The following is a 14939-nucleotide window of genomic DNA, read 5'->3' on the forward strand; positions in this document are numbered from 1 at the left end:
ACGCCGCGGCGGTTGTTGTCCTGGCAAGATGGTTGACGGCTTTCCCTCAACAATTGGCGACGGTGGTTATGGGTCCCTGCTTTCGCAGGGACGACGGCTAAACCGGCAGCGTGATCGAATACTTCTTTCCCTCTGAGGCGACTACAAGGCCCGTGCCGCATTGCCCTTGAACAGAATTGGGCCGGTCGGTCGTCCGATGGGTGAGCCGCCTTCAGGCTCCAGCGTTATCTCGAACAGTTGGTCTTGCACGGTTTCCGGCAGCGACTCCAGTTCGAGCTGCAGCGTGCGCGGCTGAGCGGTGAGGCCGATCGATTTCGGGCCGATCGCGCGATCCCACAACGTCCAAACCTGCAGCGTGCGGCCGGCAGGAACCTCGATCGGCCGCAACGGTATCAGCTCGACCCGGCCGTTCGAAAACGCGTTGACGATGGCGCCGGCCTCTTTGGTCGTGTCGTTCACCAGCACGGCGACGTAAACCGGCTTGCGCTGGGCGAGCGCGATCATGTCATGACGAAGCTGGCGCGACGTCGCCAACGCACCAACCATGATCGCCGCAAAAAACAGCGCAGCGAAGACGCCGCCGATACCGAGGCCGCGCCAGAACCGGATATTGTCCCACAGTGTGGCGCCACGCAGCGCGGTGCGTGCGGAGGGCAGGGCGTCGATCGGCGCGATTCTGGTTGCATCCACGATGCGCTGCCAAAGCGCCGGGTTCGGTGGGATTTCCTCGGCCGTGAGATCGAGGTCCGCAAGCCGTTCCCGCCACGCGCTGACAGCCTGAGCAAACGATTGGTCGGCTGCGATGCGCCGTTCAGCGGCGGCGTGCTCCGCACCGTCCAGGAGGCCCATCACGTAATCGGCGGCCATAGCGTTATCGGCATCGTGCAGGTTCATCCCATGCACTCCTGCAGCGCAAAGAGGCTGCGCCGTACCCAGCTTTTGACCGTGCCGAGCGGAACCTTGAGCCGTCCCGCCAATTCGCCGTGGCTCATGCCGTGAACATAGGCGAGCACCACGACGTCGCGGCGGGGACGGTCGATCTGCTCGAGGCACCGGCGCAGCGCGCTGGTCTCCGGCATCCGCGACAGGGTGGCCTCGCAGTCGACATCCTGGGTGCTTTCATCCGATGCTTCATAGCGGTGCTCATCGCGATGAATGCTGAGGGCGCGGTTGCGCACCACTGCATAGAGCCAGCCGCGCGCGCTGCCGCGGCGCGGATCGAAGCCGGCCGCGCCGCGCCAGATCCGGATAAAGGCGTCGTGCACCTCCTCTTCCGCCAGGTCCTGCCGAAACAGGATGCGGCGCGCGATGCCGACCATGCGCGGCGCCTCGCTGTCGTAGATCACGCGCAATGCGGTGCGGTCGCCGGCCGCGCAGCGCGCCAGGGCCGCGGCAAGCTGCGCCTCGCGCTCCCCATCGAACAGGGCGGGAGCCTGCAGGTTGGCGGTGATGGTGCCATTTCCAGTCATGTCTATGCCCTTGCATAGTTGTTCTACCTTGAGATGCGACATTTGGATGCATGTGCCGAAAATTATTTTCAGTGTGCTGCATCCGTTTCGCCGTGCCGCCGGTACCCGCTGTGTTGGTCCCGAGAGGATCATAGCAACACAGGGAGCTCACCGATGAACTATCGTTCGATTTTCGCCGCTTCGGCCGCACTATTGCTGTCATCCGCAGCCGCCAACGCCGCGCAGGTCGCAGCCCTGATCGGCGGCGACACAATTGCGATGGTCGATACCGCGCAGAAGAAGGCGACCGGGTCCGTCAAGGTCACCGGCATTTCCGGCGCGCTGGTCGGCATCGACGTCCGTCCGGCCGACGGCATGCTCTATGGATTGGTCGACGATGGCACCATCGTGACCATCGCGCTGGACGGCAAGGCCACCACGAAATCGAAGCTCGACACCATGCTGGCCAGGGGCGTGGCCGCGACGGTGGATTTCAATCCGGTGGCGGACCGCTTGCGTGTGATGGGCGCGGACGGGATGAACCTGCGGGCGAATGTCGATGACGGCAAGGTGACCAAGGACGGCGACCACAAGTTTGCCGACAGCGACATGCACAAGGGCGAAAAGCCGAACATCGTCGCCGGCGCCTATACCAACTCGGTGAAGGGCACAAAGGAGACGGCGCTGTTCAATATTGACGGCACCATCGGCGGATTGATCAAGCAGGCGCCACCGAATGACGGCGTGCTCGGCGCGATCGGCAAACTCGGGATCAAGGCGGATACCGTCGCGTTTGACATCTGGTCCGACGGTAACGGCAAGAACGAAGCCTGGCTGATGGCGGGCGGCACGCTCTACAGCATCGACCTCGCGACCGGAAAGGCGACCGAGGCTGCAAAGATCGCCGGCGTCAGCGGCGCGGTGAAGGATATCGCGATCATGGGAATGTAGCCGGCCGCTGCAATCCCGGACGCCTGGGTTCTGCCGGTTGCTTGCGCGGCCGGCAGAACCTTGCAGTGAATTCCGGCTCGGCCCGGTGCCTACGCCTGCTTCAGCGTCTCGAGCGCGTCGCGGACATTGGAGTCGAGCCCGATACCGCCGGCGTCCAGATGCGCAAAGATCGCCTTGCGCATCCGCGGGTCCCAGAACTTCTTGATGTGCTCGGCGATCCCGGGCACCGCCTTGTCGTGGCCCTGGCTCTGAAAGAATTTTCCGATTTGATTGGCCATGTAGATCAGCCGATCAGGCGACATGGGTAGCCTCCGCAACGCCAGTACATTGTGTAACCGCAATCCGCTGTGGATGCGTGAAGATCTCAAATCCATCGGCGCGCGCTATGGCCGCGAGCGTGATGCCGGCGGCATCCGCCGTGCGAACCGCGAGCGCCGTCGGCGCCGACACCGCGACCATCAGCGGAGCGCCGATCGCGGCGGTCTTCTGCACCATTTCGACCGAGACGCGGCTGGTCAGCAACACGATGCCCTGGCTGGTGGAAACGCTCTCCTGCGCCAGCGCGCCGGCGAGCTTGTCCAGCGCATTGTGGCGGCCGACATCCTCGCGCAGCGCTACAAGGCCGTGCGCCGGTGTCCAGAATGCCGCCGCATGCACCGCGCGGGTCTGGATGTTGATCTGCTGCAATACGGTCATGCTCGCCATCGCGGCCATGATCTCATGGGGCGAGAACACGCGCCCCGCTGTCACGACCGCGGACGGGCGCACGGCTTCGGCGATGGATTCGATCCCGCAGATGCCGCAGCCGGTCGGTCCTGCGATGTGCCGCCGTCGCTCGTTGACGCGCTCGGCCTGCGGCGCCGCCAGCCACATTCGCAGTTCGATGCCGTCATCGAGTTCCACGATATTGAGCGAGACGATCTCGTCGGGCGACTGCACGATGCCCTCGTTCAGGCTGAACCCTATGGCAAGGTCCTGCAGGTTCTGCGGCGTGCCCATCATGACGGCATAGGTGCCGCCATTGTAGGTGAGGGCGATCGCGGTCTCCTCCGGGATCAGGCGTGTACCTTCACCAAGGTGACCGTCGCGCCAGATCTGCCGATCGGCGGTGGTGACCGCATCAGCCATGCCTTACTCCGCGGCTTCCGCCGGCGCGATGCGGCGGGAGTGGCGAGCCTGCTCGTCATAGGCCTTCTGCCAGTCGGATGGTCCGTTCGACGGCGAAATCTGCACCGCCGTCACCTTGTATTCCGGACAATTGGTGGCCCAGTCCGAAAAGTCCGTCGTGATGACGTTGGCCTGCGTGTCCGGATGGTGGAAGGTGGTGTAGACGACGCCCGGCGCTACGCGGTCGGTGACCTCGGCGCGCAGGGTGGTTTCGCCGGCGCGGCTTGCCAGCCGCACCCAGTCGCCGTCGCGCACGCCGCGCTGCTCGGCGTCATGCGGATGGATTTCCAGCCGGTCCTCGGCATGCCAGATGACGTTATCGGTGCGGCGGGTCTGTGCGCCGACATTGTACTGGCTGAGGATGCGCCCGGTCGTCAGCAGCAGCGGGAACCTCGGCCCGGTACGTTCGTCGGTCGGGACATATTCTGTTATGACGAACTTGCCCTTGCCGCGAACGAAGCCGTTGATGTGCATCACCGGTGTGCCGTCCGGCGCCTTCTCGTTGCAGGGCCACTGCACCGAGCCCAGCTCGTCCAGCCTGGCATAGGAGACGCCGGCAAAAGTCGGCGTCAGCGCGGCGATCTCGTCCATGATTTGCGACGGGTGATCGTATTGCATGTTATAGCCCATCGCCTTGGCGAGGCCGATGGTGACCTCCCAGTCGGCGAGCCCGTTGCGCGGTGTCATCACCTTGCGGACGCGCTGGATGCGCCGCTCGGCATTGGTGAAGGTGCCGTCCTTCTCCAGGAAGGTCGATCCCGGCAGGAAGACGTGAGCATAGTTTGCGGTCTCATTGAGGAAGAGGTCATGCACGATGACGCATTCCATCGACGACAGCGCCGCCACCACATGCTTGGTGTTGGGATCGGACTGCAGGATGTCTTCACCCTGCACATAGATGCCCATGAAGGTGCCTTCGATCGCGGCGTCGAACATGTTGGGAATGCGCAGCCCCGGCTCGGGATTGAGCTTGACGTTCCACATCGCCTCGAACTGGTCGCGCACGGCGTCGCCCGAGATATGGCGATAGCCGGGCAGTTCATGCGGGAATGAGCCCATGTCGCAGGAGCCCTGGACGTTGTTCTGGCCGCGCAGCGGGTTCACGCCGACGCCGGGCCGGCCGATGTTGCCGGTCGCCATCGCGAGGTTGGCGATCGCAATCACGGTGGTCGAGCCCTGGCTGTGCTCGGTGACGCCAAGGCCGTAATAGATCGCGCCGTTGCCGCCGGTGGCGAACAGCCGGGCGGCTTCGCGCAGCACCTTCGGATCGACGCCGGTCATGATCGCGGTCGCTTCCGGGCTATTCTTCGGCAGCGCCACGAAGGCGGCCCATTCCTCGAACTCGCTCCAGTCGCAGCGCTCGCGCACGAATGCTTCATCGACCAAGCCCTCGGTGACGATCACATGTCCCAGCGCCGTGAGCACGGCGACGTTGGTGCCGGGCATCAACGGCAGATGCAACGCCTTGAGGTGAGGGGCTTCCACCATCTCGGTGCGCCTGGGATCGATCACGATCAGTTTGGCGCCCTCGCGCAGCCGCTTCTTCAAGCGCGAAGCGAACACCGGGTGGGCGGAGGCCGGGTTGGCGCCGATCACCATGACGACGTCGGTATGCTCGACGGAATCGAAATCCTGCGTGCCGGCCGAGGTGCCGAACGTCGTCGACAGGCCATAGCCGGTCGGCGAGTGGCAGACGCGAGCACAGGTATCGACATTGTTGTTGCCGAAACCGCCGCGGATCAGCTTCTGCACCAGATAGGTTTCTTCATTGGTGCAGCGGGAGGAGGTGATGCCGCCGACGGCATCGCGTCCGTGTTTCTGCTGGATGCCCTTGAATTTCGCCGCGGCAAAATTGAACGCCTCATCCCACGACACCTCGCGCCAGGGATCGGAGATATCTTCGCGGATCATCGGCTTGAGAATGCGCTCCTTGTGGGTGGTGTAGCCCCAGGCGAAGCGTCCCTTGATGCAGGAATGGCCGCGGTTGGCCTTGCCGTCCTTGTAGGGAACCATGCGCACGACTTCCTCGCCGCGCATTTCCGCCTTGAAGGCGCAACCGACGCCGCAATAGGCGCAGGTGGTGACGACCGAATGCTCGGGCAGGCCGATCTCGATGACGGACTTTTCCGTCAGTGTGGCGGTCGGGCAGGCCTGCACGCAGGCGCCGCAGGACACGCATTCGGAGCCGAGGAAGCTCTCGCTCATGCCGGGCGACACCCGGCTGTCGAAGCCGCGGCCGGCGATCGTCAGCGCAAATGTGCCTTGCACTTCCTCGCAGGCACGAACGCAGCGCGAGCAGACGATGCATTTCGAGGGATCGTAGGTGAAGTACGGATTGGATTCGTCCTTCGGCATCCAGTTGTCATTGGTGCAGCCGTCGGACTTCGCGAACACATGGTTCTCGCCCTCATAGCCGTAGCGCACGTCGCGCAGGCCGACGGCGCCCGCCATGTCCTGCAATTCGCAATCGCCGTTGGCGGCGCAGGTCAGGCAGTCCAGCGGATGGTCGGAGATGTAGAGCTCCATCACGCCCTTGCGCAGCTTCTTCAGCCGCTCGGCCTGAGTATGGACGACGAGGCCGTTCATGGCCGGCGTGGTGCAGGACGCCGGCGTTCCGGCGCGGCCCTCGATCTCGATCAGGCACAGACGGCAGGATCCGAAGGCGTCGACCATGTCGGTGGCGCAGAGTTTCGGGATCTGCGTGCCGGCTTCCATCGCCGCGCGCATGATCGAGGTGCCCTCGGGCACGGTGACACTGTTGCCGTCGATGGTGAGCGTCACCATTGTTTCGGATTTGGCGCGCGGTGTTCCGAAGTCGATTTCCTGGATCAGCGACATGGCGTTTCTCCTATTCCGCGGCCTGTAGTCGGGCCGGTGCCGGGCCAAAATCTTCCCGGAAGTGTTTCAATGCGCTCAGCACGGGGTAGGGCGTGAAGCCGCCGAGCGCGCAGAGCGAGCCGAATTTCATGGTGTTGCAGAGGTCCTCGACCACGGCGAGGTTTTCGGAAGTACGCTCACCCAGGATAATCTTGTCGATCGTCTCGACGCCGCGGGTCGAGCCAATCCGGCACGGCGTGCACTTGCCGCAGGATTCGACCGCACAGAACTCCATCGCAAAGCGGGCCTGTTTTGCCATGTCGACGCTGTCATCGAATACCACAATGCCGCCGTGGCCGATCAGCCCGTCACGCGCAGCGAAGGCTTCGTAGTCGAACGGCGTGTCGAACAGCGCACGCGGAAAATACGCGCCGAGCGGCCCGCCGACCTGCACCGCGCGAACGGGACGGCCGGTAAGCGTGCCGCCGCCGATATCGTCGACGAGTTCGCCGAGCGTGATGCCGAATCCGGTCTCGAACAGGCCGCCATAGCGGATGTTGCCGGCGAGCTGGATCGGCATGGTGCCGCGCGAGCGTCCCATCCCGAAATCGGCGTAAGCCTTGGCGCCGCCGGCGAGGATGAACGGGATCGCCGCGAATGAGAGCACGTTGTTGATCACGGTGGGCCGGCCGAACAGGCCCTTATGCGCCGGCAGCGGCGGCTTGGCGCGAACGATGCCGCGGCGGCCTTCCAGGCTTTCCAGCAGCGAAGTCTCCTCACCGCAGACATAGGCGCCGGCGCCGACCCGCACCTCCAAATCGAAACTGTGGCTGGAGCCGACGATGCGCTCGCCGAGATAGCCGGTGCGACGCGCGGCCGTGATCGCGGCATTCATCGCCGCCACCGCGTGCGGATATTCCGAGCGGATGTAGATGTAGCCCTTGGTGGCGCCGACGGCGACACCTGCGATCGTCATGCCCTCGATCACGACGAAGGGATCGCCTTCCATGATCATGCGGTCGGCAAACGTGCCGCTGTCGCCTTCGTCGGCATTGCAGACGATGTATTTGCGGTCGGCTTGGGCTAACGCCACCGTCTTCCACTTGATGCCGGTCGGGAAGCCGGCGCCGCCGCGCCCGCGCAGTCCGGAGGTGGTCACCTCAGTGACGATCTCGTCCGAGGTCAGCGTCAGTGCGCGCTCAAGCCCCTTGTAGCCGTCATGGTCGCGATAATCGTTGACCGAGCGGGGATCGATCACGCCGCAACGTGCGAACGTCAGGCGAGTCTGCCGCTTCAACCAGGAAATCTCGTCGGTGACGCCGAGCCGCAGCGGGTGCGGGCTGCCGGTGGTCATGGCATCGAACACCGTCGGCGTATCTGCCGTTGTTACGGGTCCGAACGCGACACGCCCCTGGGAGGTTGCGACTTCGACCATCGGCTCGAGCCAATAGAGCCCGCGCGATCCCGTTCTGACGATCTCGACGGCGACGCCCGATTTGATCGCTACCTGTTCCAGCGCGATTGCCACTTCATCGGCGCCGACGGCGATCGCGCCGGCATCGCGGGAAACGAAAATGCGCATCGTCATCGCTGTGCCTCCGCCACCAGCGCGTCGAGGCGCGGTTCATCCAGCCGTCCGACGACACGGCCGTCGAGCATCGCCGACGGCGCGGTGGCGCACAGCCCGAGGCAATAGATCGGCTCCAGTGTCACGCGGGCATCGGCCGTGGTGTTTCCAAGCGAGATGCCGAGCTTGGCTTCCGCGCGCGCGGCAAGTGCATCGCCGCCAGCGGCCTGGCACGCTTCGGCGCGGCACAGTTTCAGCACGTGGCGGCCGGCGGGTTCGCTGCGGAAATCATGATAGAACGTGAACACGCCATGCACCTCGGCGCGCGACAGGCTGAGCGCGGATGCGATCATCGGAATGGCGGGCTCCGGCACGTAACCGAACGCCTCCTGCATCGCATGCAGGATGACCAGCGTTGCGCCTTCGAGCTTGTCGTGCTCGGCGATGAGCGCGGCGCCGCGCGCTTCATTCCATGGTTCGTATGCCGATGTCATTTCCGCGTTCTCATCAGAGGTTGTGTGCTCCGATGAGTAGGGCAATCGCGCGCAATATCAATAAAGCTGTCTCATGTTGCGATTTCAAAACGCAATCAAGACAAGGGCATAGGCAAGGCCTATGGGTGCGATGGCAGGCGGATAGAGGTTAACGCCGATTAGCGCGCGCTCGTCAGGTCTGCCGTGACGAGCGCGTCTTGGATGTCTAGTCGTTGTTTTCAGAAGATGCCCGGCACCAGCATCGACACCTTTTCGCGATAGCGCCGATACTCATCGCCGAACATCGCCACCAGATCGCGTTCTTCGAGATAGATGCCGACGAAGATGTAGGCCGTCGTCACCGCCGCGAACAGCAGGTGGCCCAGCGTCATCGTCGGCGTGCACCAGAAGGCGATGATGAAGCCGAGATAGATCGGGTGCCGGATCAGGCGATAGAGGCCCGGCGTCTTGAACTTCATGGGCTCGACCATGCGGCCGGCAAAATGCGCGACTACTTGCGTCAATCCGAACAGCTCGAAATGGCTGATCAGGAACGTGCTGTAGAGCACGATGAGCCAACCCGCAAAGCCGCCCGCGGTCGCGATGCCGGCGACAACGGGATTGTCGATGTGCCAGACCACCGCAGGCATCGGCTGCCACTGCCAGAACAACAAGATCAGCGTCAGGCTCGCCAGCAGCACATAGGTAGAGCGTTCGATCGCCGGCGAAGCGAAGCGCGCGAACAGTCGCTTGAAGCCCTGCCGCGCCATGCCGCTGTGCTGCACGGCAAAGATCGACATCAGCACCAGGTTCATCAGCAAGGCCGTCGTCAGCGAAGACGCCGTACCGGTATTGATGTTTTTGGGTACGATGTATTGCGAGACGAAGCCGACTGCGTAGAGGAACGTGCCGAGGAAGATCAGATAGGCGAGCCCGCCGTAACAGAGCGTGAGCAATCTCGTCGCGAAAGAGACGGCTTTCGCAGGACTGTTTGGTCCGGTGTGCATGGTAATCGACATTTTCGATCTCCTTGCGTTTGAAATGGTCGTTTGAAATGGTGATGTCTGGCAATGGTCTTGTTCAGGGCTATCCGAGGCGGCGTCGCTTGCGGAGTTGCGCTGCTTTATCGACGACGTCATCGATCGGGCCGCGGTAGATACGCGTCTGATCGAGTTCTTGGCCCTCAAGCCGATGCAACGCGAACAGTTTGACCTGCCGCTCATGATAGGCGGTGGTCGCGGCAGCCCAGCGGTTGAAAAATCGTCTCAGGCGCGCGACCAGGAGGAGGGCGCTTCTCCACATCGCTGGCGTTGTCGCTGACGGGATTGCGGTGATGATAGTCATGGGTCAGCCCTCCGGCGGGAGCGCCGGGCTCGCTTCATGGAAGGAGCGAGGCGCGGGTAAACGGCGTTGGCCGCGTGCCGTTGCGGCATCAGGCCTTCTGGCGAAACATCGGAATTGGTGGAATCAAGCAGGCCGGTCATCGGTCATCTCCGGTTGAACGAGAGTTGACCCGTCTGTAAATTGAGATGCCCGCTCAAGCTTGGCGGAGTTCTTCAGAAGGCCTTGGTTTTCCCTCCTGAAGCGGTTGTTTTTGCTCGATTTGTTTCATTGATCCGTCTGGTGTTTGCGAGGTACGGATCGCATTAACCTCGGCCGGGGTGGTAATGCAGTACCGATTTGCCGAGTTTGAGCTAGACCTCAGCCAGCAAGAGCTGCGTCGGCTTGGCGAATCCGTCCATATCGAGCCTCAAGTGTTCGATCTCATTGTCCACCTGGTGCGGAACCATGACCGCATCGTCAGCAAGGATGAGCTGATCGAGACGGTCTGGAATGGCCGGATCATCTCGGAAGCTGCGCTCTCAAGCCGCATCAACGGCGCCCGCCGCGCGCTTGGCGACAATGGAACCGACCAGCTCTTTATTCGGACGCTGCACAAGCGCGGCTTCCGTTTCGTCGGCGACGTTCAGGCCGTCAGCGCGCCGGAAGCCGGCATGGAAGCGGCCCCGCTGGTTCCCAAGGATAGTGCTGCGCCGGCCGACGCTCCCGCCCACGTCTCGGTCTCTGCCGAAGTATCCCGCCTCGATGACATCGTCTCGGAATCCGTGAAGGCCGAGGCCAGTACGCGACCGTCGATCGCGGTGCTGCCGTTCGGGAATATGTCCGGCGATCCGGAGAACGACTATTTCAGCTATGGGCTGACCGAGGACATCATCCGGCTCCTTGCGCGCAACCGGTGGCTTTCGGTGATCTCGCGGCATTCGACCGTCGGATTCCAGGGGCGGGTGGTCGATGCCCGCGAGGTCGGTGAGCTGCTCGGCGTCCGGTATGTGATGGTCGGCAGCGTTCGCAAGAGCCGCGATACCGTGCGGATCACGGCAGAGCTCGTCCGCGCGGCGGACGGCAAGCAGTTGTGGGCAGACAAATACGACCTGCAGCTCGAATATATCTTCGATATCCAGGAAGAGATGGCTCGCCAGATCGCCGCAACGATCGAGCCGGAGCTATCGAAGGTCGAGCAGCAGCTTGCCGCCCGCAAGGCGCCGGAAAGCCTCGACGCCTGGGATTGCTACCAGCGCGGCCTGTGGAACCTGTGGCGCTTCACCACGCCGGGGTTCGACTCGGCCGAAACCTATTTTCACCGTGCGATCGCCGCTGATCCGAATTTCGCGCGGGGCCATGGCGCGCTCAGCTACGTCAATCTGCAGCGCGCCTTTATCGACGAGCCGAAAGATCGCCCGGCGCGACTGGAGACGGCGTTGCGTCAGGGGCATCATGCGGTGGCGCTCGACGAACTCGATTGTTTTTGCCATTGCGCCCTCGGACGCGCCCTGTGCCTGACCCATCAGAATGACGAAGCGCTGGCAGCGCTCGATGTGTCGCTGGAGCTCAATCCGAGTTTTGCGCAAGCCTATTTCGCGCAAGGGTTCAATATGCTGTGGTATGGACGGGAGATCGAGGCGGAAACGCTGCTCGATCGGGCGACCATGCTGAGCCCCCGCGACAGCCACATTTCTGCTTTCCACCATGTCCGCGCCTGGGCGCACTTCTCGCTCAGCGAGTATGACATAGCAGTCGAGTTCGCCCGACGGGCAACCCGGCAGCCCAATGCCACCTATCAGGCCTTTGCGACGCTTGCAGCTTCGCTCGGCTTGCTCGGCGACTCGATGCAGGCGAAAGTGGTGACCGCCGAGCTTCTGCAACGCAAGCCGAACTACACTACCGGGACAGCACGGCAGGAGTTCTTCTTCTGCAACGATGCCGGCTTTATCGACCGGTTCGTCGAAGGGTTGCGCGTGGCAGGCATACCGAAAGCCGGCTGACCATCAGCCTCATGCGTCGCGATGATCGCGTTGCCGATCGCCTGCAGGGCCAAAAATCAAGATTATCTGGAGACTATCTGAACGCCGGCTCTAAGCGCAGAACGCCGGCCCAGGCCATATTTGCCGGCATGAAACGACGAGATTTCATTGCATTGGTCGGTGCTGCGCTGGCCTGTCCGGCCGCTGCGCTCGCGCAGGAATCGGCGCGGGTCTATCGCATCTTCTGGCTCTCCACGCAGTCCCAGCCGGATCCATTCCTGGATGGCTTCCGGGAGGGATTGCGCGCGCGGGGCTATGTCGAGGGCAAGAATGTTGTCCTTGAACTGCACTATGCGATCGGCAACCCGCAGGCGCTACGCGAGGTGGCATCCGAACTCAGGCGCGGCAAGGTCGATCTGGCCGTCTCGAGCGGCCCGGCGACGCGCGCGATGACCGCGGTCGAGGAGGTGCCGGTGCTGTTCGCCCTGAGCGGCGACCCCGTGGAACTGGGCCTTGTCAAAAGCGTCGGGCAGCCCGGCGGTAATTTCACCGGCTCGACCTTCCTGTCGCTGGAGCTGGCAGGAAAGCGGGTTGAGCTGTTGAAGGAGGTCCTCCCGAACCTGCGCAAGCTTGCGGTTCTATCAAATGCCAATCATCCGGGCGAGCAATCGGAGTGGCGCGCGACCAAAGAGGCCGCCGAGAAGCTGGGTATCGTGCCGCATTACGTTCCCTTCTCGGGCGCAGACGAGCTGGACAACGCGCTTGGGTTGGCAGGAGAGGCGCGTGCGGATGCGTTGCTCGTCTTTCCGGACGTCCTCACCATGGTGCACCGAGGCAAGATTGCCGACTTCGCCATCGCGCATCGGCTGCCATCGATGTTTGGCTGGAGCGAATATTGCGACGCCGGCGGGCTTTTGAGCTATGGCGCGAACCAGCGGGCGACCTATTTTTCGCTTGCGAGCTATGCCGACCGGATCCTGCGTGGCGAAAGGCCGGCCAATCTTCCCGTCGTTCAGCCAACCAAATTCGAGCTGGTCGTGAATCTCAGGACGGCCGAATTGCTCGGCATCGACCTGGACAAATCCTCCGTTCTTTTCCGCGCCAATCGGGTGATCGAATGATCCCGGCGCATCTCACATTGGTTTAAAGCTCTTTTCATTGGATTTTCCTTCGGTGAACTCTCCGCGCCGCTCCCTGTTCATGAAGTACTTCGTCACACTGTTTGTCGCAGTGGTGACGCCTCTCATGCTTGGTTCCGCAACCGAGGCCTGGTTTGCGTTTCGTGACAATCGCCTCTACCTCAATGAGATTCTTCAAGTCGAGGCCCGCTCCGCGGCCGACAGGATTCAGGCCTTCACCGATGGTATTCGCGATCAACTCGGTTGGGTCGTGCAGTTTCCCTGGACGCAGGGCGAGGACGACCGGCGCAGGATCGACGGGCTGCGTCTGCTGCAGCAGGTGCCGGCGATCGTTTCGCTCTCGATGGTCGACCCGACCGGTACCGAACGCGTTTTTGTATCCCGCGTCAGCATGAACCGGACCGGTCGCGGCACGGATATGTCGGCCGATCCCGCAGTTGTCGGCGCGCGTGCCAACCGGGTCTGGTATGGCCCGGTGCACTATCGGCGCGATTCCGAGCCTTATATGCGGATCGCGGTCGCGGGAAACCGCGCGGCCGCCGGGATTGTTGTGGCCGACATCAACCTGAAACTGATCTGGGATATCATCGCAGCAATCAAAATCGGCGACACCGGCCATGCCCTTGTCGTCGACGACACCGGACGTCTGATTGCCCATCCGGACATCAGCCTGGTCCTGCGCAGCGGAGCAGGGGCAGGTGACTTTAACCGGCTGAAGTCCGTCGTCAGCGAAGCGAATGGATCGGCGGTCTCGACGACCGGTGAGGACGGCGAGCCGGTGGTCGCGCTCGCGGTGCGTGCCGCCAACGTGGATTGGACGGTGATCGCCGAACAGCCTGTGCTGGAGGCGTTCGAATCGATCCGCGCCGCGTTGTGGCGTTCCCTGATACTCATTGCCATCGGCATCGTTTTCGCGTTTGTGCTCGCTTACTGGCGGGCGTCCCGGATGTGGGGACCGATCAGGCAGCTCGAAGACGGCGTTGAGCGGATCGGGATGGGGCAGTTCGACCATCGCATTACGATCCAGAGCCGCGACGAACTTGAGCAATTGGCGATCCGCTTCAACCAGATGGCGGAGGAGCTCGGGGCCTCGCAGCAGAAGTCCGAGCGCATCAATCGCCTGAAGCAATTCCTTGCTCCGCAGGTGGCTGAACTGGTTGAGCACTCCGATCAGCGGCTGTTGGACGCACGGCGGCGGGAGGTGGTTGCGATTTTCGGCGATCTGCGCGGCTTCACTGCGTTTACCGCGCGTGCCGAGCCCGATGCCATTCTGGCCGTGCTGAGGCAGTACTATGAAGCCATCGGCGCCGTCACGGCCAGCCATGAGGCGACCTTGATCCGCTTTGCCGGCGACGGCGTGATGGTCCTCCTCAACGCGCCGGTCGCGTGCGAAGATCCGGCGCAGCGCGCTGTTCGGCTTGCGATCGACATGCAGGCTGCGGTGCAATTCCTTGCCAATTCCTGGAACGCCCGTGGCTGCGCCATTGGTTTCGGCGTGGGTATCGCGATGGGACCTGCGACCGTTGGAGCGCTCGGCTGGCACGGGCGCCTCGACTACACGGCGATCGGAAACGTCGTCAATCTGGCATCGCGGCTTTGCGATTTGGCGGAGGACGCGCAGATACTGGTGGACCCGGCCGTCACCGGGCATGTCAAGGACAGCATCGCCCTTGCATCCATCGGCGAGCGAACCATCAAAGGCTATGACCATGCCTTGGAGATTTTCGCCGTAAGTCGCATCTACGCGCCGATCCGGCATTTCGATCATCGTTTCCAGACTGCTTACGTGCAACCCGCCGAAACGGAATTCGACAGAATCGCGCCGAAGCTTTCTCTGACCGATGCCGACTGAATCCGATATCGCCTGTGCCGCGAACAGCGCTAGCGGCTCGTGCCCTGACGCGTCATGGCGCTGACGAGCAGACAGGCAGGAATGCTGTGGGCAGGGCGGTCCAGATCACCCCCGAACCCGACAGCCCTGCAAGCAGCAATGTTATCCGCCGGAACCACGCGCTCGTCTGACCCGACCGAGGCGGAACACCATCTCCGGGCCGCGCTATGGCTTGCTTCGCGGA

General features: G+C 63.1%; 13 protein-coding genes. 4 read left to right on the forward strand and 9 right to left on the reverse strand.

Annotated elements, in window-relative coordinates:
- Positions 1-141: 141 nt before the first annotated feature.
- On the reverse strand, positions 142-894 hold the full coding sequence (locus GWE18_RS01015) for an anti-sigma factor (RefSeq protein WP_275183955.1): 753 nt from the start codon (positions 892-894) through the stop codon (positions 142-144).
- Positions 891-1511, reverse strand: a complete 621-nt coding sequence (locus tag GWE18_RS01020) for a sigma-70 family RNA polymerase sigma factor (RefSeq protein WP_275183956.1) — start codon at positions 1509-1511, stop codon at positions 891-893. The genes GWE18_RS01015 and GWE18_RS01020 overlap by 4 nt, the downstream gene beginning before the upstream one ends.
- 111 nt (positions 1512-1622) lie before the next feature.
- On the opposite strand from GWE18_RS01020, the gene GWE18_RS01025 reads away from it, so the two are divergent.
- Positions 1623-2399 (forward strand): DUF4394 domain-containing protein, encoded by a 777-nt coding sequence (locus GWE18_RS01025; RefSeq protein WP_275183957.1) that lies wholly within the window; start codon positions 1623-1625, stop codon positions 2397-2399.
- Between the two features lie 89 nt (positions 2400-2488).
- On the opposite strand, the gene GWE18_RS01030 is transcribed toward GWE18_RS01025, so the two are convergent.
- The 7 genes from GWE18_RS01030 to GWE18_RS01060 form a co-directional block, all read right to left on the reverse strand.
- Positions 2489-2701 carry a formate dehydrogenase subunit delta gene (locus GWE18_RS01030; RefSeq protein ID WP_275183958.1) on the reverse strand — a complete coding sequence of 71 codons (213 nt, stop codon included), beginning with the start codon at positions 2699-2701 and terminating at the stop codon, positions 2489-2491.
- Positions 2691-3527, reverse strand: coding sequence for a formate dehydrogenase accessory sulfurtransferase FdhD (gene fdhD, locus GWE18_RS01035; RefSeq protein ID WP_275183959.1), 837 nt, complete (start codon positions 3525-3527; stop codon positions 2691-2693). Before fdhD ends, GWE18_RS01030 begins: the two co-directional genes overlap by 11 nt.
- 3 nt (positions 3528-3530) lie before the next feature.
- Positions 3531-6404, reverse strand: coding sequence for a formate dehydrogenase subunit alpha (gene fdhF / locus GWE18_RS01040; protein WP_275183960.1), 2874 nt, complete (start codon positions 6402-6404; stop codon positions 3531-3533).
- Between the two features lie 10 nt (positions 6405-6414).
- The gene (locus GWE18_RS01045; protein ID WP_275183961.1) at positions 6415-7971 is read right to left on the reverse strand and encodes an NADH-quinone oxidoreductase subunit NuoF; all 1557 of its coding nucleotides are present in this window, start codon (positions 7969-7971) and stop codon (positions 6415-6417) included.
- Positions 7968-8444 (reverse strand): formate dehydrogenase subunit gamma, encoded by a 477-nt coding sequence (locus tag GWE18_RS01050; protein WP_275183962.1) that lies wholly within the window; start codon positions 8442-8444, stop codon positions 7968-7970. Before GWE18_RS01050 ends, GWE18_RS01045 begins: the two co-directional genes overlap by 4 nt.
- 218 nt (positions 8445-8662) lie before the next feature.
- Positions 8663-9442 (reverse strand): methanethiol S-methyltransferase, encoded by a 780-nt coding sequence (gene mddA / locus GWE18_RS01055; RefSeq protein WP_275183963.1) that lies wholly within the window; start codon positions 9440-9442, stop codon positions 8663-8665.
- 67 nt (positions 9443-9509) lie between these two features.
- Positions 9510-9767, reverse strand: a complete 258-nt coding sequence (locus GWE18_RS01060; RefSeq protein WP_275183964.1) for a hypothetical protein — start codon at positions 9765-9767, stop codon at positions 9510-9512.
- A gap of 323 nt (positions 9768-10090) precedes the next feature.
- Between GWE18_RS01060 and GWE18_RS01065 the strand changes: the two genes are divergently transcribed.
- The 3 genes from GWE18_RS01065 (at position 10091) to GWE18_RS01075 (ending at position 14716) form a co-directional block, all read left to right on the forward strand.
- Positions 10091-11746: a winged helix-turn-helix domain-containing tetratricopeptide repeat protein gene (locus GWE18_RS01065; RefSeq protein ID WP_275183965.1), complete on the forward strand. Its 1656-nt coding sequence runs from the start codon at positions 10091-10093 to the stop codon at positions 11744-11746.
- Between the two features lie 128 nt (positions 11747-11874).
- On the forward strand, positions 11875-12846 hold the full coding sequence (locus tag GWE18_RS01070) for an ABC transporter substrate-binding protein (protein WP_275183966.1): 972 nt from the start codon (positions 11875-11877) through the stop codon (positions 12844-12846).
- Between the two features lie 52 nt (positions 12847-12898).
- Positions 12899-14716, forward strand: coding sequence for an adenylate/guanylate cyclase domain-containing protein (locus tag GWE18_RS01075; protein WP_342804214.1), 1818 nt, complete (start codon positions 12899-12901; stop codon positions 14714-14716).
- Positions 14717-14939: the final 223 nt, after the last annotated feature.

The sequence above is a fragment of the Bradyrhizobium sp. CSA112 genome (assembly GCF_029051645.1).
Lineage (GTDB): Bacteria > Pseudomonadota > Alphaproteobacteria > Rhizobiales > Xanthobacteraceae > Bradyrhizobium.

Bases quoted from the DNA above. Each gene is read 5' to 3' on its own strand.
- GWE18_RS01015 (WP_275183955.1), bottom strand. From the start codon at position 894: ATGAACCTGCACGATGCCGATAACGCTATGGCCGCCGATTACGTGATG.
- GWE18_RS01020 (WP_275183956.1), bottom strand. From the start codon at position 1,511: ATGTCGCATCTCAAGGTAGAACAACTATGCAAGGGCATAGACATGACT.
- GWE18_RS01025 (WP_275183957.1), top strand. From the start codon at position 1,623: ATGAACTATCGTTCGATTTTCGCCGCTTCGGCCGCACTATTGCTGTCA.
- GWE18_RS01030 (WP_275183958.1), bottom strand. From the start codon at position 2,701: ATGTCGCCTGATCGGCTGATCTACATGGCCAATCAAATCGGAAAATTC.
- fdhD (WP_275183959.1), bottom strand. From the start codon at position 3,527: ATGGCTGATGCGGTCACCACCGCCGATCGGCAGATCTGGCGCGACGGT.
- fdhF (WP_275183960.1), bottom strand. From the start codon at position 6,404: ATGTCGCTGATCCAGGAAATCGACTTCGGAACACCGCGCGCCAAATCC.
- GWE18_RS01045 (WP_275183961.1), bottom strand. From the start codon at position 7,971: ATGACGATGCGCATTTTCGTTTCCCGCGATGCCGGCGCGATCGCCGTC.
- GWE18_RS01050 (WP_275183962.1), bottom strand. From the start codon at position 8,444: ATGACATCGGCATACGAACCATGGAATGAAGCGCGCGGCGCCGCGCTC.
- mddA (WP_275183963.1), bottom strand. From the start codon at position 9,442: ATGTCGATTACCATGCACACCGGACCAAACAGTCCTGCGAAAGCCGTC.
- GWE18_RS01060 (WP_275183964.1), bottom strand. From the start codon at position 9,767: ATGACTATCATCACCGCAATCCCGTCAGCGACAACGCCAGCGATGTGG.
- GWE18_RS01065 (WP_275183965.1), top strand. From the start codon at position 10,091: ATGCAGTACCGATTTGCCGAGTTTGAGCTAGACCTCAGCCAGCAAGAG.
- GWE18_RS01070 (WP_275183966.1), top strand. From the start codon at position 11,875: ATGAAACGACGAGATTTCATTGCATTGGTCGGTGCTGCGCTGGCCTGT.